This is a genomic window from Rhodococcus sp. P4_C10 (genome assembly GCF_056402135.1).
In genome coordinates, this window is sequence record NZ_JBFUHZ010000053.1 from 1 (window position 1) to 25023 (window position 25023).

Annotated in this window: 18 protein-coding genes and 1 pseudogene; 13 read left to right on the forward strand and 6 right to left on the reverse strand. The window is 70.0% G+C overall.

All coding sequences use genetic code 11. The annotated features are described in order from the left end of the window. Positions 1 to 150: 150 nt before the first annotated feature. On the reverse strand, positions 151 to 2460 hold the full coding sequence (locus tag AC1DWC_RS23670) for an arylsulfatase (RefSeq protein WP_477911982.1): 2310 nt from the start codon (positions 2458 to 2460) through the stop codon (positions 151 to 153). Beyond that, positions 2460 to 3416, reverse strand: coding sequence for a TauD/TfdA dioxygenase family protein (locus tag AC1DWC_RS23675; RefSeq protein ID WP_477911984.1), 957 nt, complete (start codon positions 3414 to 3416; stop codon positions 2460 to 2462). Before AC1DWC_RS23675 ends, AC1DWC_RS23670 begins: the two co-directional genes overlap by 1 nt. A gap of 589 nt (positions 3417 to 4005) precedes the next feature. Here AC1DWC_RS23675 and AC1DWC_RS23680 point away from each other — a divergent pair. The 5 genes from AC1DWC_RS23680 to AC1DWC_RS23700 are packed head-to-tail and all read left to right on the forward strand — an operon-like array spanning position 4006 to position 10425. Then, complete coding sequence (locus AC1DWC_RS23680) at positions 4006 to 5199, forward strand: ROK family protein (protein ID WP_477912014.1); 1194 nt, start codon at positions 4006 to 4008, stop codon at positions 5197 to 5199. Then, positions 5196 to 6794 carry an ABC transporter substrate-binding protein gene (locus tag AC1DWC_RS23685; RefSeq protein ID WP_477911986.1) on the forward strand — a complete coding sequence of 533 codons (1599 nt, stop codon included), beginning with the start codon at positions 5196 to 5198 and terminating at the stop codon, positions 6792 to 6794. Before AC1DWC_RS23680 ends, AC1DWC_RS23685 begins: the two co-directional genes overlap by 4 nt. Before the next feature lie 25 nt (positions 6795 to 6819). Beyond that, positions 6820 to 7779 carry an ABC transporter permease gene (locus AC1DWC_RS23690; protein ID WP_477837938.1) on the forward strand — a complete coding sequence of 320 codons (960 nt, stop codon included), beginning with the start codon at positions 6820 to 6822 and terminating at the stop codon, positions 7777 to 7779. Continuing rightward, positions 7776 to 8720: an ABC transporter permease gene (locus AC1DWC_RS23695; protein WP_477911988.1), complete on the forward strand. Its 945-nt coding sequence runs from the start codon at positions 7776 to 7778 to the stop codon at positions 8718 to 8720. The genes AC1DWC_RS23690 and AC1DWC_RS23695 overlap by 4 nt, the downstream gene beginning before the upstream one ends. A 28-nt stretch (positions 8721 to 8748) precedes the next feature. Continuing rightward, complete coding sequence (locus AC1DWC_RS23700) at positions 8749 to 10425, forward strand: dipeptide ABC transporter ATP-binding protein (RefSeq protein ID WP_477911990.1); 1677 nt, start codon at positions 8749 to 8751, stop codon at positions 10423 to 10425. Positions 10426 to 10524: 99 nt separating this feature from the next. Here the strand turns inward: AC1DWC_RS23700 and AC1DWC_RS23705 are convergent, their stop codons facing one another. Then, positions 10525 to 11361: a PaaX family transcriptional regulator gene (locus AC1DWC_RS23705; RefSeq protein WP_477911992.1), complete on the reverse strand. Its 837-nt coding sequence runs from the start codon at positions 11359 to 11361 to the stop codon at positions 10525 to 10527. Positions 11362 to 11536: 175 nt separating this feature from the next. On the opposite strand from AC1DWC_RS23705, the gene AC1DWC_RS23710 reads away from it, so the two are divergent. The 8 genes and pseudogenes from AC1DWC_RS23710 to AC1DWC_RS23745 all read left to right on the forward strand — a co-directional run. Beyond that, positions 11537 to 12901 carry an MFS transporter gene (locus AC1DWC_RS23710; RefSeq protein WP_477911994.1) on the forward strand — a complete coding sequence of 455 codons (1365 nt, stop codon included), beginning with the start codon at positions 11537 to 11539 and terminating at the stop codon, positions 12899 to 12901. Next, complete coding sequence (locus AC1DWC_RS23715) at positions 12898 to 14463, forward strand: acyl-CoA synthetase (RefSeq protein WP_477911996.1); 1566 nt, start codon at positions 12898 to 12900, stop codon at positions 14461 to 14463. Before AC1DWC_RS23710 ends, AC1DWC_RS23715 begins: the two co-directional genes overlap by 4 nt. Then, positions 14460 to 15257, forward strand: coding sequence for a crotonase/enoyl-CoA hydratase family protein (locus tag AC1DWC_RS23720; RefSeq protein WP_477911998.1), 798 nt, complete (start codon positions 14460 to 14462; stop codon positions 15255 to 15257). The genes AC1DWC_RS23715 and AC1DWC_RS23720 overlap by 4 nt, the downstream gene beginning before the upstream one ends. Further along, positions 15257 to 17230, forward strand: a complete 1974-nt coding sequence (locus tag AC1DWC_RS23725) for an acetoacetate--CoA ligase (RefSeq protein ID WP_477912000.1) — start codon at positions 15257 to 15259, stop codon at positions 17228 to 17230. Before AC1DWC_RS23720 ends, AC1DWC_RS23725 begins: the two co-directional genes overlap by 1 nt. Further along, on the forward strand, positions 17227 to 18183 hold the full coding sequence (locus tag AC1DWC_RS23730; protein ID WP_477912002.1) for a 3-hydroxyacyl-CoA dehydrogenase NAD-binding domain-containing protein: 957 nt from the start codon (positions 17227 to 17229) through the stop codon (positions 18181 to 18183). The genes AC1DWC_RS23725 and AC1DWC_RS23730 overlap by 4 nt, the downstream gene beginning before the upstream one ends. A gap of 49 nt (positions 18184 to 18232) precedes the next feature. Further along, a complete protein-coding gene (locus tag AC1DWC_RS23735) occupies positions 18233 to 19114 on the forward strand; it encodes an amidohydrolase family protein (protein ID WP_477912016.1) in 882 nt (293 codons plus the stop codon). Between the two features lie 7 nt (positions 19115 to 19121). Then, a complete protein-coding gene (locus AC1DWC_RS23740) occupies positions 19122 to 20282 on the forward strand; it encodes an acyl-CoA dehydrogenase family protein (RefSeq protein ID WP_477912004.1) in 1161 nt (386 codons plus the stop codon). A 406-nt stretch (positions 20283 to 20688) separates the two neighbouring features. Next, positions 20689 to 21213: pseudogene (locus AC1DWC_RS23745) on the forward strand (lipase family protein); the annotation flags it as partial. A 145-nt stretch (positions 21214 to 21358) separates the two neighbouring features. Here AC1DWC_RS23745 and AC1DWC_RS23750 read toward each other — a convergent pair. The 3 genes from AC1DWC_RS23750 to AC1DWC_RS23760 all read right to left on the reverse strand — a co-directional run bounded on the left by AC1DWC_RS23750 (position 21359) and on the right by AC1DWC_RS23760 (position 24803). Then, on the reverse strand, positions 21359 to 23062 hold the full coding sequence (locus tag AC1DWC_RS23750; protein ID WP_477912008.1) for an Ig-like domain-containing protein: 1704 nt from the start codon (positions 23060 to 23062) through the stop codon (positions 21359 to 21361). A 157-nt stretch (positions 23063 to 23219) separates the two neighbouring features. Continuing rightward, positions 23220 to 24104, reverse strand: coding sequence for an Ig-like domain-containing protein (locus tag AC1DWC_RS23755; protein ID WP_477912010.1), 885 nt, complete (start codon positions 24102 to 24104; stop codon positions 23220 to 23222). 96 nt (positions 24105 to 24200) lie between these two features. Beyond that, entirely contained in the window at positions 24201 to 24803 is a 603-nt protein-coding gene (locus tag AC1DWC_RS23760) for a hypothetical protein (RefSeq protein WP_477912012.1), read from the reverse strand. Between the last annotated feature and the right edge of the window lie 220 nt (positions 24804 to 25023).

A 25023-nucleotide genomic window follows, 5' to 3' on the forward strand; every position in this document is an offset into this window, starting at 1 on the left:
TCAGGGGTGCGTTAGCGTGGACCACGAAGGTCTCCTGTCGGTGAGTGGTTGTCGTAGTAGCTCCACTTCACGACAGGAGACCTTCGCTGTTCAACGACCGGTCACAGTGTGTCGTTGCAATCCTTCGACCAACCTGCCTGGGCAGTACACCTAGTCGGCGGCGTACTCGGCCTCGAGCTCGATCTGCTCCACGGCGACTCCCGGCACCCGGACGGCACCCGGTGTGTAGGTGACCGCATGAAGCGCGCCGGTGTATCGGAATGGCCCGCGACGCCGGCGCAGATCCCAGGAGACCGGGCCGCGGGCGTCCACCCCGACCGAGATGCCGGTCCACGGGGCCATGCCGACCAGCTGCACCTGGTCGGGCAGTTTCGCGGCGGGAGCGCCGTCGACCCGGAGTTCGAAGTCCCAGCGCAGGCCAGGGCGCACGCTCGCGGAGACCTCGATCCGGCGGGCGCCTGCGGGCAGCGGCCCGGCGTCGACCTGCCGGTAGCGGCCGTAGCCGTTGAAGCCGAACATCAGGTGTCCGTCCTCGACGTAGAGCAGGTAGCCGCCCTGGACGTCGCCGTGTGCCACCAGGACGCCCTCGTCGCCGGCTGTGTGGCCGCCCAAGTCGATGCCGATCTCGAAGTCGCGGAACGCGATCAGCTTCGAGGACCGGTAGCGCTCCAGGGTGGGTGTCCCCGCGAGGATCAGGACCGGCCGCGACAGCTTCTCCTCCGCGGGCCGGCGGACGGCGAGGGCGTTCCCGGCGACCAGGGGGAAGACGGTGTTCGCCCATGCCGCGTCGTCCCACGCCCGCGCCAGTTCGCGCACCTTCTCCGGGTACCGGTCGGCGACGTCGCGCAGTTCGGTGGGGTCCTCCCGCACGTCGAACAGCTGCCAACGGGGCGCGTCCACGTCGGTCTCGGGGCGGTGCGCGAGCAGCTTCCAGCCGTCCCGGTAGTAGCCGCGGTTGCCGGTCATCTCGGTGTACTGCTCGGTGTGGGCGGACTCCGCGGCCGGGTCGCGGAGCAGCGCGCTCGCGTCCACGCCGTCGAACTCCTTGGCGGGCAGTCCGTTCCGTGTGCCGGGTGGCTGAATTCCGGCCAGCGCGAGCAGGGTGGGTGCGAGGTCGGTGACGTAGGCGAACTGCTCACGGACACCGTTGTCCCCCTGCGTCTTTCGGAGCCCGGCCGGCCAGGACAGGACGAACGGCACCCGGACGCCACCGGCGAAGGACTGGCCCTTGTAGAACCGGAACGGGGTGTTGGACGTCTGCCCCCAGCCCCTCGGGTAGTGCACGCCCAGTGCGGCCGTGCCGATCAAGTCCTCCTCGTGCGGCACGTCGCCGACCCAGTCCGGGCCCCCGACGCGGGCGAACTGCGCGAAGTAGCTGCGGGTGCCCTCGGGTCCGCCCTCCGCGGTGCCGCCGTTGTCGGAGGTGAACACCACGACGGTGTTGTCCAGTTCGCCCAGGTCGGCGACGGTGTCCAGGATCCGGCCGACGCTCTGGTCGACGCTGTCGACCATCGCCGCGTACACCTCCATGTACCGGGCGTACCGGCGCTGTTCCTCCGGTGTGAGCGAATCCCATTCGGGCACGTCGAATCCCGGCTCGCTGTTGCGGGGCGCCTGCTCGGTGCCGGCCGGGAACAGGCCCTGCTCGAGCTGGGAGGCGAACCTGCGTTCGCGCATCACGTCCCAGCCCTGCGCGTACTTCCCGCGGTACTTGTCGATGTCCTCGTCCTTGGCCTGCAGGGGGCCGTGCATCGCCACGTGCGCGAAGTACAGGAAGAACGGTTTGTCCTGATCGTGCGCCCGCAGGTCCTTGATGTACCCGACGGCCTTGTCGGTGAGGTCATCTGTGAGGTAGTAGTTTTCGGGGTACTCGTCGATGTCGACCACCGAATTGTCCGAGACCAGCTGGTTCGGGTGGAAGAAGGAGTTCAGGCCCTCCAGGGACCCGTAGTAGCGGTCGAATCCGCGTTGGGTGGGCCAGGAGTCGCGGACGGCACCCGGACGCAGGTTGGCGTCGCGCACCAGGTGCCATTTCCCTACGCCGTAGGTGGCGTAGCCGCCGGCCCGCAGCATCTCCGGCAGCGTGAGCACGTCCTCGGCGAGTTCGAGTCGCAGGCCCGGGAAGCCGGGGTCCGCGTTGGCGACGAAGCCGTAGCCCGCGCGATGCGGGTTGATCCCGGTGAGCAGCGCCGCGCGCGACGGCGAGCAGAGCGGGGTGGTGTGGTAGTTCGTGAGCCGCACGCCGGAGGCCGCGAGCCGGTCGAGGTTTGGGGTGTCGATCTCCGAACCGAACGGCCCGATGTCGCTGAACCCCATGTCGTCGATCAGCACCACGACGATGTTCGGCGACCCCGGTGCGGCAGACGGATCGGTCGTCCAGGCGGGGGTCGAGTCGCCGGTGGTCCTGCCGATGTGGCCGGCGAAACCCTCGTAGCCCCTGGCGTGCGGCGGCAGAGTCATCAGCCGGCGACCCGGACCGGCTCGTCGATGGGCGAGTAGTGCGAGGCGTCGCCCGCGACGGCGCGACTGCGCTCGCCGTGGATGCTGACGGGTACGTCGCCGGCCAGGGTGACACGGCCGAGACGGCGGTGCTGACCGTCGTAGTCGTCGACGGCGTAGTGCTGGGTGGCGCGGTTGTCCCAGATGGCGACGTCGCCGTCGGCCCAGTTCCACCGGGTGGTGTGCTCGAGCTTGGTCACCCGGGCCTGCAGCAGGTTGAGCAGGGCATGCGACTCGTTGGTGCCCAGTCCGACGAAGCCCTTCACGAAGTGGCCCAGCAGCAGTGCGCGTTCCCCGGTCTCGGGGTGCACCCGCACCACGGGGTGCTCGGTCTCGTAGAAGGTGGACTGGAACTCCTTGCGGTACTCCTCGGAGTTGGCGTCGAGGTGGGCCGCACTGGTGGCCGCGTAGTCGTAGACGTTGGTGTGGGTGGCCCACAGGTTCTCCACCAGCGTCTTGAGCGGATCAGGCAGCGACGCGTAGGCGGCGACCGTCGACGCCCAGGTGGTGGAGCCGCCGTAGCTGGGCAGCACCTCCGCGCGCAGGATCGATGCCTTGGGGATCCGGTCGACGAAGCTGACATCGGTGTGCCAGCTGTTGGCCCGGCCGTACTCGGAGTCGATGGGCAGGATGCGCTCCCCGCGCGAGGTGACGGTGGGGTGCGCGGTGGTGGGCTCGCCGAGCAGCTGCGCGAACGCGTACTGGCCGGCCTCGTCGAGCTGGTGTTGGCCGCGGAAGAAGATCACCTTGTGCTCGAGCAGGGCCTGACGGATCAGGCCTACGGTCGCCGGGTCGAGCTCGGCGCCGAGGGTGACGCCGTCGATGCGGGCGCCGATGTGCGAGCCGAGACGGACCACCGCGGGTGCGGCGGCGGTGACGGTTGCGTCGGCCCGGTCGGTAGCGAAATCGATGGACATGGAAGGCCTTTCGTCGAAGTCGTGCCGAATCTGACGGGGCCGAGATTTCCACCGGCGGTGCTGTGGGCCAAGGGTTTCCGTCACCGTGATCGCAAGGCCGCCACGGTATGTCCGATTGGACAAATGCTCGGGAGGTGCTAGTTTTCTGCCCATGTCTTCCGGCCGGCTCACCGCCCTGCGGGTCACCTACGTGACCTCCGCGCTGGGCTCCCGCCTGCCCCTGGCGCGCGAACTCTGTTGTTCGCCTCGCGGTCTCTCTCGCTAACTCGCGCTGCTTCCTCCCACACGTCGACGTTTCGCCTCGCCATGGCCCTTCTGGCCGTGTCGCCGGGGTGACGTCTCGACGTCTCTGCAGGTCAGCGCGCTTCCATCCGCCGTGTAGGTCTGTCCCGCCAGGGACGAAGCGCAAGGAAACCACGTGCTCACCTCTGCTGCGCCGGCCTCGGCCGGCCGGACCAGGTCACCCCTGAGTCCCTCCAACCGTCCCAGTCCCGCGAACCATTCCAGTCCCTCGAGTCATCCCGGTCCCTCGAATCGGCCCCGTGCCCTCGGCGCGCCGAACCGTCCGTCCTCCAGGGGGCACGTCCAGATCGTCCCGCCCGACCTCCGGGTCGTCGACACCCCGGTCGCCGCGGTGCTCCGCGTCGCCTGCGAGCGTGGACCCATCGCCCGAGATGCGGCGGCGAAGGCCACCGGCCTGAGTGTCGCCACGGTGAACCGCCAGGTCACCGCCCTCCTCGGGGATGGACTGCTGCGCGAGCGCGCCGATCTCACCGCGTCCGGCGCGGTGGGCAGGCCCCGGGTCCCGTTCGAGGTCAACCACGAGCCCTACCTCACCGTCGGTATCCACATCGGTGCGGTGGTCACCGGCATCGTCGCCGTCGACCTCCGCGGCAGAGTGCTTGGCGCGGTGGAGATCCCGACTCCGGCGACCGGCCAGGCCAAAGCCCTGGCGCAGATCGCGCGGAGCGCGCGGCAGTTCGCCTCGCGCTGGCACCGCCGGCGGGCGCTGTGGGTCGGCGTCGCGCTCGGCGGGCGGGTCGACGCCGCCACCGGTCGCGCGGACCACCCGCGGCTCGGGTGGCGGGACGCCCCGGTGGGCGAGATCGTCGGGGAGGGACTCGGGCTCCCGGTCTCGGTCGCCGCCCACGTCGAGGCGATGGCGGCCTCGGAACTGCTGCTCGCGTCGCAGCGTCCGGGCGCCGCAGGTACCGCCGGGACCAGCCTGTACTTCTACGCCCGGGAGACCGCCGGCGTCGCGGTCACCATCGACGGGCGAGTGCACACGCCGTCGAGCGGACCCGGCTCGATCGTGCACCTGCCCACCGGCTCCTCGGCGCGTTGCTCATGCGGAGCCCTCGGATGCCTCGAGGCCACCGTCAGTGACCGCGCCGTGGTCGCGGCCGCCGAGGCGGCGGGCATCCTCACCGGAGTCGGGGAGCGGCCCTCCGTCGCCGCCGTCTACCGGGCCGCGCAGGAAGGATCCGTTGTGGCACACGAACTTCTGGTGGAACGGGCGCAGGTGCTCGGCCGGACCGTGGCCGTGCTCCGGGACCTGTTCAACCCCGACCGGGTGATCCTGGGCGGGCAGGCGTTCACCGAGTACCCGGCCGGCATCCCGCACGTCGCGGAGGCGTTCGCCCAGGCCTCGACGCTGGCGCGCAAGGACATCCGGATCACCGGATTCGGCAACCGCGTCCAGGAGCACGCCGCCGCCGTCGTCTCCCTCAGCTCCCTCTACTCCGATCCGCTCACCTCCATTCGAAGGGCAATCTCCCGATGAGCTCCTCCTCTGTCACCAGCATCGACCGCCGGACGTTCTTCCGGGGCGCCGGACTGACCGCCGCCGCGATCCTCGGGACCGGGCTGCTGGGTGCGTGCTCCTCGGCGGTGCAGGCCCAGAAGTCCGGGCCGGACGGGGCGTCGGGCATTCCGGTGCGCGGCGGCACCCTCGAGACCGGCATCACCGCCGACGTCATCCCGGCGACCTTCCTGACCAACACCGCCGGGTCCACCACGGTGATCGGCCTGGCCTACGACAGCCTCGTCCGGTACCCGCACGACAAGGTGGAACCCACACCGCGACTGGCGAAGTCGTGGGTCCTGGCCCCGGACGGACTGGCGCTGACGCTGGACCTGCGCGACGACGTCACCTTCCACAGCGGCCGGCCGTTCACCTCCAAGGACGCGGAGTTCTCGATCCGCACCTACGCGGACCCGAAGTGGACCGCGCAGTTGCGGAGCACGGCGGCGGCCGTCACCGGGTTCGACACCAGCGACCCGCACCGGTTGGTGCTCACCTTCGCGCATCCGCTCGGCAACATCTTCGACCTGCTCGACACGGTCCCCATCCTCGACAGCGAGTCGATCGACAAGCTCACCGCCGGTGAGGCGTTCGTCGGGACCGGGCCGTTCAAGCTGGTCTCCCGGACCCCCAACAGCTCGCTGACCTTCGAGCGCAACGAGCGGTACTGGATCCCGGAGCGGCCGTACCTGGACCGGGTGGAGGTGTCGATCATCCCGGACGCGCAGGCGCTGCTGAGCTCGCTGCGGTCCGGTCAGGTCTCTCTGGTCAACGGGCTGAGCTACCGGGACAACGAGGTGCTGGGCAACACCGCCGGCTTCCAGTCGATCGCGCTGGACGGCGCCGAACTGCAGGTGTACGTCGGCACCAACGTCACCCATCCGGCGCTGGCCGACGTGCGGGTGCGCCAGGCGATCGCGTACGCGCTGGACCGGGACCGCATCATCGCCGAGGTGTTCCGGGGCTCCGGTTACCCGGTGAACCTGCCGTGGCCGAAGACCTCACCCGCCTACGACGAGTCACGGAACCGGACCTTCGGCCTGGACCCGGCCCGGGCCCGGACGATCCTCGCCGACGCGGGGGTGGCCGTGCCGAGGCTGCCGTTGACGTACCAGGCCGGAAACCCCTTCTACGAGGCGTCCGCGCAGATCGTGCAGGCCAACCTCGCGGACGTCGGGATCGAGGTGCAGCTGGACCCGCAGGAGGGCGCGACCTTCGTGAAGTCGCTGATCGGGGCGCAGTTGCCGGGACTGTGGTTGACCTTCCACTCGTGGGCGCAGTACGTGCCGTCGACGCTGAACGTCAGTGCGTACCCCTTCAATGCGCGGAAGAACTCCTCGCATTTCGAGAGCCCGGCGTACATCGCCGCCGCCGACGCGGCGTGGCAGGTCACCGACGGCACCGGCGCGGAGGCGGTGGCCCGGTACCGGGCGGTCAGCGACCAGCTCCTCGAGAGCCTGTTCCTGATCGAGATCGGCGTGGTGCTGAACGAACTCGGTGCCTCGCAGCAGGTGCGCGGCGTCGACTGGACCAAGCGTTCGGAGATCCTCCACACCGACACCTACCTGGCCTGACGGTGAGAACGAGAGGAGTCCCGCGATGGTGAAGTACCTCGCGCGCCGGCTGCCGTCCGCGGCCGTGGTCCTGTTCCTGGCCTCGCTGCTGATCTTCTTCGTGCTGCGACTGGTCCCCGGCGACCCGGCGACCAGCCTGGCCGGACCGGATGCGAGCGCGGAATCGATTGCCGCGATCAGGCATTCGCTCGGCCTGGACCGATCGGTGCCGGCGCAGTACCTGAGCTGGATCGCCGGAGTGGCGACCCTGGATCTCGGGAGGTCGTACGTGATCGGCGGCCAGATCTCGGACCTGGTCGCCGACGGGCTGGTCAACACCGTGGTGCTGGCGTCCGCCGCACTGCTGCTCGCGGTGGTGGTGAGCGTGGCTCTCAGCGTGGCCGTGGTGGTCTGGCCGAAGCGGTGGCTGACCGGGCTGGTGGCCGGCGCGAACACGCTCGCGGTCGCGTTGCCGCCGTTCGTCACCGGTGTCCTGCTGGTGCTGGTGTTCTCGGTGCTGCTGCCGGTGCTGCCGTCCGGCGGGGTGCCGCCGGACGGGTTCTGGGCTCGGCCGGACATCTCCGCGCAGTACCTGCTGCTGCCCGCCGTGTGCCTGGCCCTGCCGGTGGCGGCGGCCCTGACCCGGTTCCTCACCGAGTCGCTGCGCACCCAGATGGCGCAACCGTACGTGCTCACCGCCCGCGCCCTCGGCGTCTCGCGGTGGAATCTGGTGAGCCGCAGTGCATTGCGCAATGCGCTGCCGTCGATGCTGACCGCCCTGGGACTGCAGGCCGGGCAGCTGCTCGGCGGCGCGGTGCTGGTGGAGGCGATCTTCGCGTGGCCGGGGATCGGGCAGCTGATCGAGCAGGGCATCAGCCGCCGCGACTACCCGGTGGTGCAGGTGCTGCTGTTGATCTCGGTGTCGGTGTTCGTGATCGTCCAGCTGCTCACCGACGTCGCGCACGCCTACCTCGACCCGCGCATCCGGATCGGGGGAGCGGCATGAGCGCCCCGCGCACGGGAGAGACGGCCACGACGGGGACGCGCACGCGGGCGCCGGCTGTGGCGTCGGTCCTGGAGATCGAGGACCCGGCGATCGCGAGTCGGGCGCCGGCGCAGCCGGACCCGCCGCGGCGTCGGCCGGTGCTGCGGGCGCTGACGCACGGTCAGGGCCTGGTCGGGGTGGCGTTGCTGGCGGTCGTGCTGCTCGCCGGCCTGCTGGCGCCGTGGCTGGCGCCCTTCGACCCCACCGCCCAGATCCCGGGGGCGAACCTGTCGGGGCCCGGCGCCGAGCACTGGTTCGGCACCGACCAGGTGAACCGGGATGTGTATTCCCGAGTGCTGCACGGCATCCGGATCAACCTGGAGATCATCGTGATCGCGGTCCCGATCGGGGCGGTGGTCGGGTCGCTGGCCGGCCTGCTGTCGAGCCTGCACCCGGTGGCCGACGTGATCGCCCAGCGGGTGTTCGACGTGGTGCTGGCGTTCCCCGCGCTGATCCTGGCGATCGCGCTGGCGGCCATCGTCGGGCCGGGGGCGTCGACGGTGATCCTGGTGATCGTCGCGGCGGAGATCCCGATGTTCGGTCGGATGGTCCGGGGGCAGGTCCTGGCCATCCGGGAACTGCCGTACGTGGAGTCGGCGCAGGTGATCGGTGCCGGCAGCACGTGGGTGCTGCGCACCCACGTGCTGCCGAACGCGCTCGAGCCACTCGGCGTGCAGGTCGCGCTGTCCATGTCGGTCGCCGTGTTCGTCGAGAGCGCCATGAGTTTCGTGGGCATCGGCGTGCGGCCGCCGGAGCCGTCGCTGGGGTCGATCATCGCCGACGCCGTCCCGAACCTGGATGCCAACCCGGCCTTCGCGATCGGCCCGCTGGCGGTGGTCGCAGCGCTGGTGCTCGGCTTCCTGCTCGTCGCCCAGGCGCTCGGCCGTGCCCGCCGGTCCTGACCGTCCCGACAACCGTGAAGAGGAAGAGATGACCGAACCGATTCTCGAGATCGACACGCTCTCCGTCAGTTTCGGCGCCGGCGAGTCCCACGCCCAGGACGTCGTGTCCGACCTCGACCTGACCGTGGCCCGCGGCGAGATTGTCGCGCTCGTCGGCGAATCCGGATCCGGCAAGTCGATGACCGCGAAGGCGGTCCTGGGCCTGCTACCCGACGGGGCGCGCGCCCGCGGCTCGATCCGGCTCGGCGGCGAGGAGGTGGTGGGCGCCGACGAGCAGACGCTGGCCCGACTGCGCGGCACCCGGGCCGCCATGGTGTTCCAGGAGCCGCAGACCGCGCTGAACCCGGTGCAGACGGTGGGATGGCAGCTCGCGCAGGCGTTCCGGGCGCACGGCAGGACAGGCCGCGCCGCCGCCAGGGCCCGTGCGGTCGAGTTGCTGCGGCTGGTCGAGATCCCGGAACCCGAGCGGCGGGTGGACTGGTACCCGCACCAGCTCTCCGGCGGGCAGAAACAGCGGGTGGTGATCGCGCTCGCACTCTCGGGCGAGCCGGACCTGCTGATTGCGGACGAGCCGACCACCGCGCTGGACGTGACGGTGCAGGCGGAGATCCTGGACCTGCTGCGGTTGCTGCGCGACCGCGACGGCACCGCGATCCTGCTGATCACCCACAACATGGGGGTGGTGGCCGACGTCGCGGACCGGGTTGCGGTGCTGCGCCGGGGCGTCCTGGTCGAGCAGCGTGGGGTGCTCGAACTGTTCGCCGCGCCGCGGGCCCGGTACACCGCTCAGTTGCTGTCCGCGGTGCCGCGGCTGCCCGAAATCGGCCCGGGCGCGGCCGGAGACCCGGCACGCCCGGATGTCGTTGCCACCGAACCGGTCCTGTCGGTACGCGGGCTCGACGTGGTGTACCCGGCCCGCCACGGCAACGCGGCGTTTGCCGCGCTGCGCGGGATCACGCTGGGCGTCGCGGCCGGCGAGGTGCTGGGGCTGGTCGGCGAGTCCGGGTCCGGCAAGACGACGTTGGGCCGCACCGCGCTCGGGGTGATCCGGCCCAGCGCCGGGTCCGTGGTCTTCGACGGGGTCGACCTCGGCACGGTCTCGGGGCGGGAGTTGCGCGGCCTGCGTAAGGGGGTCGCGCTGGTCCACCAGGACCCGGCGGCGTCGCTGGACCCGCGCCGGAGCGTCGGCGAGAGCGTGGGCGAACCGCTGCGGGTGCACCGGGCCGCATCAGGGGCGCTGCTCCGGTCCCGGGTGGGGGACCTGCTCGACTCGGTACGACTGCCGCGCTCGTTTGCGGAGCGGCGGCCGGGTGAACTCTCCGGTGGTCAGCGGCAGCGGGTGGCGCTGGCCCGGGCGCTGGCACTGGCGCCGCGCCTGCTGGTCGCCGACGAGCCGACCAGCGCGCTGGACGTCTCGGTGCAGGCGGAGGTGCTGGAACTGTTCGCGGACCTGCGAGAGGAGTACCGCTTCGCGTGCCTGTTCATCAGCCACGACCTGGCGGTGGTGCACCAGGTCGCCGACCGGGTCGCGGTGCTACGGGGCGGGGAGCTCGTCGAGACCGGTTCCACCGCAGCGGTGTTCGGGGACCCGCGCGCCGATTACACGCGCGCGCTGCTCGCCGCGGTACCGATCCCGGACCCCGTCGGGCAACGGCAGCGGCGCGAACCCGGACCGGTGATCACGGAGCTGTCCGCGGCCGGCTGACGCGGGGGGGGGGGCGATCACCGATTCCCGGTCKGAGGATTTGTCGACGGTGCCGCCGGCGTCGGCGGGTTTGATCTTCGTCGCCAGGGTGGTGGCGGCTCACAGGGGGATCGAGTCCAGTCCGTCAGCCTCGATGCCGATGGATGCGCGGTCGAGGGTCGCGTCCAGGATTCGGAACAGTCGCTCGGCGTCAGCGGCCGGCCAGTCGTCCGGAAGCAGCGTCATGGGCAGCAACGGGTCGGCCTGCGTGATGGAGAGCCACTCGGCCTGCACCCGAACTCGCGTGGCGAAGGCCTGTTCGCGACTCATTCCGGACGCCTCGTCGTTCTGCCACCGTGACGTGAACCCGGTGTAGCGGGCGGCGATCTCGTCGAGGTCGAAGGCCGAGGTCACGAGCGCTTCATCGGTGGTGGGCGGGATGACCCGACCGACCATCACCGTGAGGTCGATGTCGGCGAATTCCGGGCCGAGGATCGCGGCCACGTCATGCCTGCGGGACGCAACCCACAGTCCCGAGGCGGTGGACCCGAAACCGGCCCAGGTCAGGCGCGACCGTGCCCGGTGGCGGAGATGGCGCGAACCCTCGGGCACCGACATGGCGACAGTCGTCCACAGACCGTCCCAGTCCGCGTCGCCCACGCTTCGCCAGATCTTCTTGGAGCCTTCCTCGAAAACGGATGTCCCGCGCTCGGTGAGGGCGTAGTAGGTCTTGCGACCCAGCTTGTGCCGCTCCAGCAAGCCTCGGTCCGTCATCCGGGCGAGCAGCGAGCGGGTGGCCGACGGGCCGACGTCCAGCCATCCGAACAGCTCGACAACAGACGCGCCACTGATGGCGATCGGCTTCCAGAGAAGGTGCATTCCCAGGAAGGCGAGAAGGAGCGACTTGGGGGTGACGTCGACCTGGTCGACGGGCTTTGCAGTGGCGTTATACCGCATGCGGTGGAGTCTAGTTGTCGCCCGACGGGGGTGTCTCGTCGACTCAATTGCAACTCATGTCATTGACGTCACGCTATGCAAGTGCATAGTATTCGGCGCGCCATATGAGTGAGGTGGATCACGGTTCGGTCCGGATTCGCTGTACCGCTCAGACCACTCCCCAGTGAGGTTCCCCATGGATCAGAGCCATCCCGAGGCTGCAAAGGATCCGGCGATGCTCAAGCGCGCCGCCGCGTCGAGCTTCCTCGGCAGCGTCATCGAGTACTTCGACTTCTTCGTCTACGCCACCTGTGCTGCGGTGGTCTTCAAGGACGTCTTCTTCTCAAACATGAGCCCGCTCGCGGGCACCCTCGCGAGCCTGGCCACGTTCGCCGCGGGCTACCTGGCGCGACCGTTCGGCGGTGTCATCTTCGGCCACTACGGCGACCGGCTCGGTCGCAAGCGGATGCTCGTGCTGACGATGTCGATCATGGGCATCGCCAGCGCCCTCATCGGCGTCCTGCCCACCTACGCCACGGCCGGAGCGATCGCGCCGATCCTGCTCGTGCTCCTCCGCGTCGTGCAGGGCATCGCGCTCGGCGGTGAGTGGGGCGGCGCGGTGCTGATGTCGGCGGAGCACGCCGACTCCCGCCGCGGCTTCTGGGCCAGCTTCACCAACGCGGGCGCCCCGACGGGCACGCTCACCTCCACCATCGTCATCACCTCGACCATCGCCATCGTCGGAAACGACGCGTTCGTCGAGTGGGGCTGGCGCCTACCGTTCCTGTTCAGCCTCCTGCTTCTCGTGGTCGGTCTCGTGGTCCGTGCCAAGGTCGACGAGTCGCCCGAGTTCGTCGCGGCCACCGATCGCACTCCGGACGCCGGCATCCCGCTGCTGCGGCTGCTCAAGGCGCAGCCCAAGGTGCTGTTCCTCTCCGTCGGAGTCGGGCTGGGGGCCTTCGTTTTCCAGGGCGCTTTGACCACCTACTCCATCGCCTACGGCGTGCAGTCCGGGGTCCCGCGCCAGGAGATCCTCAACGCGCTCACCATCTCGTCGTTCCTGTCGATCTTCGGCATCATCGGATGGTCCGCCCTCTCCGACCGGGTCGGACGGCTCCCGATGGTCATCGCCGGCTCCATCGGCATCATCGTCTGGGGATTCGCCCTGTTCCCGCTGATCGGCTCGAAGAGCTTCCCGCTCATCGTCCTCGCGATGGTGGTCGGACAGGCGATCGTCCACCCGATGGTCTACGGCCCCCTCGCGGGCCTGTACACCGAGCTGTTCAGCACCGAATACCGCTACACCGGAGCCTCGCTCGGCTATCAGCTCGCCGGGATCGGCGCGGGCGTCTCCCCGGTGCTGTTCGCCGAGATCATGCGCTCGAACGGCGGCACGAGCACCCTCGGGCTGTCCGCCGTCATCGCACTGACCGCCGTGTTGAGCATCGCCTGTATCGCCAAGCTCGGTGAGACCAAGAATCGGAGTCTCTCGCGGGTCGCCACAGACGGGGCAGGCACGCCGCCGGTCGCCGCCGACGAGTCCACGGTGGGGGTGGCGTGACCTCCGGCGGCAGCCGACCCGGACTGGCCACGCTGTCCGAGCGGCGGGCCCGGATGAGCGGTGACTCGATCGCGATGATCTACCGCGACACCGAGTTGAGCTACCGGGAGGTCCACAACCGGGTCCTGGTCCGGGCCGCGCAACTCGCGCGGTCCGGGGTGGGCCTGGGCGACCGGATCGCCTACCTGGGCCCCAACCACCCGGCGCTCGTCGAGACGATGCTCGCCGTGGTTCGCCTCGGCGCGGTTTTCCTGCCGCTCAACCACCGGCTCTCCGCCCCCGAGCTCGACTACCAGCTCGCCGACGCCGGGGTCGCCGTCCTGATCGTCGCCCCCGAATCACGTTCCACCGCAGATGCTCTCGTGGACGCCGCGACCCTTGTCGAGGACGTGGTGTGGACTCCCGAGCCGACGGAGGCCCCCGACGATCCGGCCCTCGCGGCCGAGGTCGGCGGCGCCGATCCCGCCTTCGTGCTCTACACCTCCGGCACCACGGGCCACCCGAAGGGAGCGGTCCTCACCCACGAGAACCTGGTGTGGAACAGCGTCAACATGCTCCTCGATCTCGATGTCGCCTCCGACGAGGTGGCGCTCGTGTCGGCACCGCTGTTCCACGTCGCCGCGCTTGACCAGGTCGTCCTGACCGTGTTCCTCAAGGGCGGCACGAGCGTCATCACCCCGAAGTGGGACGTCGACGTCGCCCTCGATCTCATCGAACGGCACCGGATCACCTGGATGTTCGGGGTCACCACGATGTACGCCGATCTCGCGCACTCGCCGCGCTGGGCGAACGCGGACCTGAGCTCCATTCGCAGCGTCATGTCGGGCGGGGCCCCGATCCCGGTGCATCTCATCGACACCTATCGGGAGAAGGGCGTCACTTTCTGCCAGGGGTACGGCCTCACCGAGACGGCCCCCGGCGCCACCTTCCTCGGGCCGGCCGACGCGGTCCGCAAGGCCGGTTCGGCGGGACAACAGGTCATGTTCGGTGAGGTGAAGATCGTCGACGAGGCCGGCGCGGAGTGCCCCCGGGGCACGGCAGGCGAGGTGATCATCCGGGGGCCGAATGTCACCCCCGGCTACTGGAACAACCCCGAGGCAACCGAGGCGGCCTTCGCCGAGGGCGGCTGGTTCCACTCCGGTGACATCGCATACATGGACGACGACGGGTTCATTTTCATCGTCGACCGAATGAAGGACATGTACATCTCGGGTGGCGAGAACGTCTACCCCGCCGAGGTGGAGGGCGTGCTCTTCCGGCACCCCGATGTCCTCGAGGCCGCGGTCGTCGGCGCCCCGGACGACCGCTGGGGCGAGGTCGGCCACGCCTACGTCGTCGCGAGGGAGGGCTCGGATCTCGACCGGGACGGCCTCCTCGCATTCGCCGCAGAGCAACTGGCCCGGTACAAGGTCCCCAAGCTGGTGTCGTTTGTCCCGGCGCTGCCCCGCACCGGCTCCGGGAAGGTCCGCAAACAGGACCTCCGCGTCGGTACCCCACTCGGAGCTCACTCTGATTCCGAACGACAGATCTCCAAAGATCAGCAAGGCGAAGAACTGAAATGACCACCGCCATCTCCGAATCCCTCGTCTTCGACCGGCGCGGCGACATCGGCATCCTCACCCTGGACCGACCGCGCAAGCGAAACGCCCTGGACGACAAGACCATTCTTTCCCTGGGGGACTTCTTCCGAACTCCCCCCGAAGGGGTGCGAGCAATCGTCCTCACCTCGTCCGGCGATCACTTCTGCGCGGGTCTGGACCTGTCGGAGCTCTCGGATCGTGATGCCGTCGGCGGCCTCCACCACTCCCGGATGTGGCACAAGGCGCTCGGCGAGATGGCGGGCGGCACGATCCCGGTGGTCGCGGTCCTGCGTGGCGCGGTGGTCGGCGGCGGGCTCGAGCTCGCCAGTGCCGCGCACATCCGGGTCGCGGAGCGGAGCACCTTCTTCGCGCTGCCGGAGGGGCAGCGCGGGCTCTTCGTGGGCGGCGGAGCCTCGGTACGGGTTCCGCGGTTGATCGGAGTCGCCCGCATGCAGGACATGATGCTCACGGGCCGGGTCCTCACCGCAGAAGAGGGTGAACGTGTAGGCCTCGCAAGCTATCTCGTCGACAATGGCGAAGGCGACGACCTCGCCGGCAGTCTCGCGGAGAAGATCGCCTCGAACTCTCCCGTCACCAACTACTCGGTGATGCACGCGCTGCCCCGGATCGCTGAGGTCGGCCCCGACGAGGGGCTCATGATGGAGTCCCTCATGGCCGCCGTCGCGCAGTCCAGTCAGGAAGCCAAACAGAGGATGAACGAGTTCCTCACCGGCCGCGGACCAAAGGTCCGTACCGAGAACGGCGGGGCGAACTGATGGCGGAGATCCTGCGTCCCGTGCCCGCCGACGCCCGGGACACGACCCGGGTGGGCACCTTCATGAACTGGCTGGAGGCCGAGCGTGGCCTGCGGCTCGCGAACTGGGATGACCTGCACCGCTGGTCCACCTCGGACATCGAGGGATTCTGGGAGGCGATCTGGGATCACTTCGGTGTCGTCACCCACCGCCCGTACGAGCAGGTCCTCGAGGCCCGGGTGATGCCGGGGGCGAAGTGGTTCACCGGCGCCCTGATCAACTACGCCGAACATTCGCTCGGCACCGACGCCGACCTCGACACCGTCGCGGTCGTGGCCCGGTCCCAGACCCGCGATGACGTGGAGATGACCTTCGGCCGGCTGCGCGACGAGGTCCGCCGGGTGCGTGCCGGTCTCGTCGAGCTGGGCGTGGGCCGCGACGACCGGGTCGTCGGCTACCTGCCCAACACCCCCGAGGCGCTCGTCGCGTTCCTCGCGACCGTGAGCCTCGGGGCGATCTGGGCGGCCTGCGCCCCCGAGTTCGGCGCGCCCAGCGTCGTCGACCGGTTCGGTCAGATCGACCCCAAGGTGCTGTTCGTGGTCGGCGGATACACGTACGGCGCGAAGAGCGTCGACCGCCGGGACGAGGTCGCGTACCTGCGCGAGAACCTGCCCGGAGTCGCCGCGGTGGTTTCGGTTCCCTACGGCGACCACGTCGTCACCGACGACGTCGTGGCGTGGGCGCAGCTCGGGCGCGACGAGGACGGCGCACCGGGCTCGATGCCCGACGTCGAGCCGGTGCCGTTCGACCATCCGCTGGTCGTCCTGTTCTCGTCCGGCACCACCGGCAAGCCCAAGGCCATCGTGCACGGCCACGGCGGCGTGCTTCTCGAGACCCTCAAGAACCACGCCCTGCACTTCGATCTCGGGCCCGGGGACACCTTCTCCTGGTTCAGCACGACGGCGTGGATGATGTGGAACTCCCTGGTCGGCGCCCTGTTGGTGCGTTCGTCGATCGTCATGATGGACGGAAATCCGATGTTCCCCGACTCCCGGTACCAGTGGCGGGTCGCCGCGGAGACGGGGGCGACGGTGATGGGCATGAGCCCGGGCGTCATCATGACGTGCCGTCGGGAAGGCCTCGATCCCACAACGGAATTCGATCTCTCGGCCGTCCGCCAGCTCGGTGCGGCCGGCAGCCCCCTGCCGCGCGAGGGCTACGAGTGGATCTGTGACCGCTTCGGCCCCGGCGTGCTCCTCAACGTCGGCAGCGGAGGCACCGACGTGTGCACGGGCATCATCCAGGCCTCGCCGATGACACCGGTCTACGCGGGCGAAATGTCAGGGCCGAGCCTCGGTTTCGCGGCCACCGCGTACGACGAGGACGGCAACGAGGTGGTCGGCGAGCTCGGCGAGCTCGTCATCACCGCGCCGGTGCCGTCGATGCCGGTGCGGTTCTGGGGCGACGACGACGGCTCCCGGTACCGGGGCGCGTACTTCGACACCTACCCGGGCATCTGGCGGCACGGTGACTGGATCCGCTTCTCCCCGGACGGCGGTGCGGTCATCACCGGCCGCTCCGACGCGACCCTCAACCGCGGCGGGGTCCGCCTCGGCACCGCCGAGTTCTACCGCGTCGTCGAGGAGATCGCAGGCGTCGTCGACTCCCTCGTCGTCCACCTCGAGGACGACCAGGGCGGGATGGGACGCCTGATCCTGTTCGTCGTCACCGACGCCGACATCGACCTCGACGACGAGCTGAAGCGAACCATCACCAGCACCCTGCGGACCTCGCTCTCGCCTCGGCACATCCCCGACGAGATCCACCGGATCCCGGTGGTCCCGTACAACCGCACCGGGAAGAAGCTCGAGGTCCCGGCCAAGCGGATCCTGCTCGGCGCGGAGCCGGAGAGCGTCGCGGCGCCGGGATCGCTGGTCGAGCCGCACTCCCTGGACGCGTTCGTCGCCCGCACCGTCGTCGGGGCGGGCCGATGAGCGCGCCGGCGGCGGCCGAGGTGCGCACGGTCGCGGTCGTCGGGACCGGTGTCATCGGTGCCGCGTGGGTGGCGGGCTTCCTGGCGTCCGGGCTCGACGTGGTGGCCACCGATCCGGCCGAGGGCGCAGCGGCCCGGCTCCGGGCGTATCTCGAAAGCGCCTGGGACGTGGTCTCGGAACTCACCGGAGCGGCCGAGGCCGATCGCGGCGAGCTGCGCTTCGTCGCCTCCGCGGGCGAGGCCGCCCGGGCGGCGGATTTCGTGCAGGAGAACGGCCCCGAGCGGGTCGAGGCCAAGCGGGCCCTGCTCGCTGAGCTCGACGCGGCGGCCCGGCCGGGGGTGATCATCGCGTCGTCGACCTCGGGCATCGAACCGAGCGCCCTGCAGGCCGCGTGCGCGGTCGATCCCGGCCGGGTGCTCGTGGGCCACCCGTTCAATCCTGCGCACATCATCCCGCTCGTCGAGGTGGTGCCCGGTGCGGCGACGCCACCCGAGACCGCGCAGGCCGCCCTCGCCTTCTACCGCCGGGTGGGCAAGAAACCGATCCTCGTCCGCTCCGAGATCCCCGGCCACGTCACGAACCGGCTGCAGGCCGCGCTCTGGCGCGAGGCCTACTCGTTGGTGGACCGCGGTGTCGTGTCCGTCGCCGACATCGACACCGCCATCTCGCACGGGCCGGGGCTGCGCTGGGCGATCGTCGGCCCGCTGACCGCGCAACACCTGTCCGGCGGCGCGGGCGGCCTGCGACACCTGCTCGAACAGCTGGGGCCGCCCACCCAGAAATGGATGGACGACCTCGGAGCGGCGCAGCTGACCCCCGAGCTCGCAGACAAGCTCGTCGCAGGCATGGACGAACAGATGGCGGGGGTCGACCAGGCCGGCCTCGCCGCGGACCGCGACCGGTTGTTGGTCGACATCATGCGGCTCAAACGCACCAGCCGGAACCTGCCCTGAACCGCAACACCGCCAACCCAGAGGACCAAAGATGACGTACTCTCCCGCAATCGATCTCGACTCCATCACCGCCATCGACGTGCACACCCACGTGGAGGCCGACGGTGCGCACCACTGCTCGCTCGACCAGGAACTGCTGGACGCCTCCGCCAAGTACTTCAAGCCGGGGGTCAACCGGACGCCCACCGTCGATGGCCTCGCCGCGTACTACCGCGAGCGCAACATGGCCGCGGTGGTCTTCACCGTCGACGCGCGGACCGCGCTCGGCGGACACCCGCCGGTCTCCAGCGAGGAGATCGCGGCGAAGGCCGCCGAGCACGCCGACGTCCTCATCCCGTTCGGGTCGGTGGACCCCCACGACGTCGGCGAAGCCGTCGCTCGCATCAAGGTGCTGGCGCGCGACTACGGCGTTCGGGGCATGAAATTCCACCCGACCCTGCAGGGATTCCTGCCCAACGACCCGATCTACTACCCGATCTACGAGGCGTGTGCGGAGCACGGACTGGTGGCGCTCTTCCACACCGGCCAGACCGGTATCGGGGCGGGACTGCCCGGCGGCCGCGGTCTCAAGCTGCGGTACTCGGACCCCATGCTGCTCGATGATGTCGCCGCCGACTTCCCGACGCTGACGATGATCCTCGCGCACCCGTCGGTGCCGTGGGTCGACTCGTCGATCTCCATGGCCACCCACAAGGCGAACGTCTACATCGACCTGTCGGGCTGGTCGCCGAAGTACTTCCCGCAGCAGCTCGTGCGCAACGTCAACTCGCTGCTCAAGCACAAGGCGCTCTTCGGGTCCGACTTTCCGGTTCTCACCCCGGACCGGTGGATGGCCGATTTCGCCGAGCTCGGAATCAAGGACGAGGTCATGCCACTGGTGATGAAGGAGAACGCCATCCGGGTGCTCGGCCTCGACCGAGCCAAGCCGTGAGCACGCAGTGAGAACGAGCACCGAGGCCGAGTGGCTCCTCGACGAGGAGCACCGCGCTCTGCGGGAGCTGGCCGCCGAGGTCGCCGATCGTCAAGTGGCCCCGCATGCCGCCGCAATCGACGAATCGGGGGAGTTCCCAGAGGACTCGCTGGCGGCCCTGACCGCCGCCGGACTGCACGCCATCGGCATTCCCGAGGCGTACGGCGGTCAGGGCGGCGACCACCTCGCGTCGGCGATCGTCGCGGAGGAGATCGCCCGCGCGTGCGCGACCACCCAGCAGATCGCCGGTGCCAATGAGCTTTTCGCCATCCCGCTGCTGCTCGCCGGCACGGAGGACCTCAAGGCGCGCTATCTGCCGTCGGTCGCCTCCGGCGAGCATCTCGGCGCCTTCGCGTTGAGCGAGCCCGAGGCGGGCAGTGATGTCGCGAGCATGAAGGTCCGCGCCAGGCAGGTCGACGGCGGCTGGCTCCTCGAGGGCACGAAGCGGTGGATCACCAACGCGGGCCGCGCCGATGTCTACGTCGTCTTCGCCTCTACCGATCCGGGCGCGGGCGCCAAGGGGATCTCCGCGTTCGTGGTCGAGAGCGGCGACGCGGGGATCGTGTTCGGGGCGCCGGAACGAAAGATGGGGCTGAAGGGGTCCCCGACGCGAGAGGTCACCTTCGAGGACGTGTTCGTGCCCCGGGACCGAATCATCGGTCAGCCGGGGGCCGGGTTGCGCATCGCGCTCGGGACGCTGGACCGGACGCGGACCGCCGTCGCCGCGCAGGCGGTCGGCATCGCGCAGGGGGCCCTGGACGCCGCGGTCGCCTACGCCGACGAGCGCACACAGTTCGGCTCCCGGATCTCCCATTTCCAGGGCGTCCAGTTCATGGCGGCCGACATGGCGACGAAGGTTCGGGCGGCTCGACTGCTGACGTGGTCAGCCGCGATCGCATGCGACCGCGGGCACCGGGAGATCGGCGCGGCGGGCGCGACGGCCAAGTGCTTCGCCTCCGACGCGGCGATGGCGGTGACGACGGACGCCGTTCAAATCCTCGGTGGCGCAGGGTATGTCAGGGACTACCCGGTGGAGCGAATGATGCGTGACGCCAAGATCACCCAGATATACGAGGGGACCAATCAGATTCAGCGGATCGTCATCGCCCGGCACCTGTTCCGCAGGTGACCAGCTTCGACTTCACGATCCCGCTGATGACACTCGCACTGAAATGGAGACACCTATGTCAGTCCACGCGCAGCGCGCCTCGTTGGTGATGGCGAAGGCCGTCATCGCCGCCTCGGTGGCCGCACTGGCCCTTACCGCCTGCGGCAGCACGGATACATCGGACACCGAGGCGATCGCGTTGTCTGCGAACCCCGGGCCGACCGGGACGACCTTCTGGGACGTGGAGGACCAGCCGCCTGCCGATGCGAAGCCGGGGGATGTTTACCGGGTGCAGCCCCGACCCGACGCACCGAGCGGCAGCCAGGGCTGGAACGTCGTCTACGTCTCGGAGATCCAGCCCGGGGTCAAGAAGTACGTGTCCGGGGAGGTCTATGTCCCGCTGGGCAAGGCGGCAGAGCCCCGGGACATGGTGTTGTGGAACCACGAGACCACCGGTCTGGCCGACAACTGTGCGCCGTCCCGGCGGAGCCTGGGGGAGGGCGAGGAGTCCCGGGTCCCGGGGATCGGCGCACTGCTCGACCAGGGACATGTGATCGCCATGAGCGACTATCCCGGGCAGGGCCTGCCCGGTCCGTCGTATTACATGTCCGGTCAGGTCAACGCCCGGGCCTCGCTCGACATGCTGCGGGCCGTGCACAACCTCCCGGAGCTCGACGCCTCCAACCGGTTCGTCGAGTACGGCTGGTCGCAGGGCGGCCAGACGACGATGCACGTCGAATCGATCTTGCAGACCTACGCGCCCGAATTCGAGGGGGTCGGAGCGGGGCTCATCGCGCCTGCCGTCCGGATTCGCGATCTGACCCTCAACTCGATGCAGAGCCCGGAGCTCGCGGGGTACGTCATCTCCACGCTGCCCGGCATCAAGGCGGGGTATCCGGAGCTGCGCTACGGCGACTTCCTCACCGACGAGGCGATGGAGCAGCTGCCTGTGCTCAGCGACGGGTGCTTCGACGTGTGGAGCAGCGCCGCGTCGGTGCAGGGCGCCTACGAACCGGGCGCGATGGCGCCGGACAGTGGCTGGTGGAAGGCGTTCACCGCCGTCGACGACTTCCGGCCCGCGGGTTCGATGCCGTTCGTCATCTACCAGGGATCGGAAGACACCACCACCCCCGTGGCGCTGACGTCGCGCGAGCAGGTCGCCCTGTGTGGCGCGGGCACCGAGTCGGAGTATCGGGAGTTCCCCGGGCTCGACCACGAGTCCGTCGTCCCGGAGGCGGCCAAGCAGTTCCCGGGCTGGGCCGCGGCCCGGTTCGCCGGGGACACGGCACCGAGCAACTGCCCCCAGCCCTGACCCCGGCCCTGGTGTCCGTCTCCTGCGACGCCGTGCTCTCGGGGCGTGGCACGCTGCCGGGCTGATCCCGACTTCGGAGATTCGAGTGCGTGAAGGGCCGGCCCCGGCGGCTTCCGCCGGGGCCGGATGCGTTGACGGTGCCGTTGCCCGAGTACTCGGCGGTGACGGTGATCTGGCCCGCCGCCGCCGGGGTCCACTCGGTGGTGGCGGTGCCGTCGGCCCCGACCTGCGCGGTGCCGACGACGGTGTTGCCGTCCTTGAAGGTGACGGTGCCGCCGGCGTCGGCGGGGTTGACCTTCGCCGTCAGGGTGGTGGCCTTGCCGACGGTGGCGCCGCCGACAGGACTGAGGGTGGTGGTCGAGTCGGTGCTCGAGGCGGGTGCCTCGGCCACGGTCACCTGCCCGGTGGTGGTCGACCCGATGACGCCGTCACGGCCGGAGAAGGTGGCGGTGAGCGTGTGCGCGCCGGCCGTGGCGGGCACCCACTGGTAGGTGACCTTCCCGTCGTTGCCGACCGGCAGCGTCGCCAGTGAGACGGCGCCGTCACGGAGTTCGACGGTGCCACCTGCCGCGGCCGGGTTGACCGTGGCGGTGACGGTGGAGGCGCGGCCGACCTGGGCATCGGTGACCGGTGCGAGCGCGATCGTCGAGGTGCCGTTCTGTTCGGCGACCTGCACGGTGATCACCGCCGACTGGGACGTGGTGGCGAATGCGGTCCCGGCGAACTGCGCGGAGAGGGCGTGACTGCCTCGGACGGTGGGGGTCCAGGCCAGGGTCGCGGTCCCGCCGGCGTCGAGGGTGGCCTGGCCGATCGGGGTTGCGGCGTCGAGGAATTCGACGGTGTCGCCCGGCGCGCCGCCGGTGACGGTGGCGGTCAGGGTGCTCGGCACGCCGACGCGGGCGCCGGTGACGTCGGCGAGGGTGGTGGTGGTGCCGGTCTTGGCCATGTTGATCGACGGCCCCTTGGTGCCGTAGCCGCCGCTGCCGAGCGATCCGCCGTAGTCCATGCCGGTGGCCAGGGCGGTGCCACGGGCGCAGTTCTGGCCGACCGTGTAGCTGACGCTGAACTCGGGTGAAGCGTGGAATCCCGGGCGATTCTGGACCACCCAGGAGGTGACGCCCCAGGAGGCGCGGACGTAGCCGGTCCCGTTGCCCTCGTCGGCCTTGACCTCGTCGGTGTTGGTCGGGGAGCCGCCCATCTTGGCCGAGCCCGGGACGTAGGTCAGGCAGGAGGGGTGGCGGTCCTTGACGTTGTAGATGAACTCGTCGACCCAGCTGGTCCGGTCGAACTTCGTCGTCACGGTGATCGTGTCGCCGACCGCGGGGGCGGTGTTGCTGACGGTCCGGGTGAACCGGGAGCTGCCGTCGTCCCAGGTGATCGAGCCGGGGGCGGCGCCGGCGACGCCGGCGCCCAGGAATGCGAGTGCTCCGACCGCGAGTGTGGTGGCCGCGGTGGCGGCGACGCCGCGTGTGGTTGCTCGTTGTGTCATCGGTGTCTCCCTTGTGATCGGTGCGGCCGTGGGTGTGGCCGCAGACGTTTCGTGTGACCGGGGTCGGGGCCGCGCGGGCGCGGCACCGGGAGGTTCGAGCGCGGGGGCCTGTCCCCGGCCGTATCGGCCCGGGACTGGCCCCGTCGTGGGGTGGCTACTAGCTGGAGCCGAAGAGGGAGCCGAGGCTGCCGGCGCCCTCGTTGCCGCCGCCACCTGTGCCTTCGGGTGCGACGGTGATCGACGCCTGGTTGGAGGATGCGGTGACGGTGGCGGTGCCGGAGTAGTCGGCGATGATGGTCCGAGTGCCCACGGTGGCCGGGGACCACTGGGCGGTGGCGGTGCCGTCGGCGCCGACGGGGGCCGTGCCTACGACATCGGCCCCGTCCTTGAAGGTGACGGTGCCGCCCGCGTTGGCGGGGGTGACGTTCGCCGTCAGGGTGGTGGTCTTGCCGATGGCGGCACCGGTGATCGGGGCCAGGGTGGTGGTGGAGGTGGTCTTGGCGACCGTGACGGCGGGGCCCTGGGTGTAGTAGCCGCCGAAGCCGAGTGATCCGTTGTAGTCCATGCCGGTGGCGAGGGCCGCACCCTGGGCGCAGTCGGCGCCGACCTTGTAGCTGATGCTCAGGACGGGATTGAACGCGGCCTGGTTCTTGACGATCCAGTCGTTGGGGCCGAAGTCGGCACTGACGAGAGGGTCGCGGCCCGGGTCCGAGCCGTCGTCGACCTGCGGGAAGAGCACGGTGTCGTTCATCTTGGCCGAGCCGGGGACGTAGGTCAGGCAGGCCGGATGCCGGTCCTTGATGTTGTAGAGGTGTTCCTCGGTGCCGTTGGTCCGCTCGAATTTCGTGGTGATCGTGATGGTTTCGCCCACCGCGGGAGTGGAGTTGCTGACGGTGCGGGTGAAGTGGGAGTAGTAGTCGTCCCAGGTGATCGTTGCGGGGGCGGCGCCGGCAATGCCGGTGCCGAGGAGGGCGAGTGCTCCGGCCGCGAGTGCGGTGGCCGCGCCTGCTGCGACGCCGCGTGTGGCTGCTCGTTGTGTCATCGTGTTCCTTCGGTCGCTGAAAGTGCGACCGTCGGCATCGAGGTCGCAGCTTCGGATTGGTGGCCGGCGGACCGGCCTGTCACCGTGCGGTGGTTACTAGCTGGAGCCGAAGAGGGAGCCGATGCTGCCGCCGGCGCCGGCGCCACCACCGAGGTAGCTGACCGTGACGGCGGGGCCCTGGGTGTAGTAGCCGCCGAAGCCGAGTGATCCGTTGTAGTCCATGCCGGTGGCGAGGGCGGCGCCACGGGTGCAGTCGGCGCCGACCTTGTAGCTGACGCTGAAGATCGGGGAGAAGCCGGGCTGGTTCTTGACGATCCAGTCGTTGGGACCGAAGTCGACGCTGACGAGCGGATCGCGGCCGTTGATCGAGCCGTCGTCGACCTGCGGGTTGAGCGGGGTGTTGTTCATCTTGGCCGAGCCGGGGACGTAGGTCAGGCAGGCCGGGTGCCGGTCCTTGATGTTGAGGAGGTGTTCCTCGGTGCCGTTGGTTCGTTCGAACTTCGTGGTGATCGTGATGACTTCGTCCGCCGCCGGGGTGGAGTTGCTGACGGTGCGGGTGAAGTGGGAGTAGTAGTCGTCCCAGGTGATCGAGGCGGTGGCGGCGCCGGCGGTGCCGGTGCCGAGGAGGGCGAGTGCTCCGGCCGCGAGTGCGGTGGCCGCGGTGGCGGCGACGCCCCGTGTGGTTGCTCGTTTTGCCATGGTGGTCCTTCGGTCGCGGAAGTGCGACCGTCGGCATCGAGGTCGCAGCTCTGGGTTGGTGGCCGTGTGCTCGGCGCCGCGCCCGGCGTGACCATCACCAGCGGCGGCATCGACGTCAGCGGCACCGTCGGCGTCGGGGCCTACCGACCGAATCTCACCGCGTGCTTCACCGTGCGGGGCCAGAACCCGGGCGAGGCCGCCCTCGGCAGCCTCGACGACA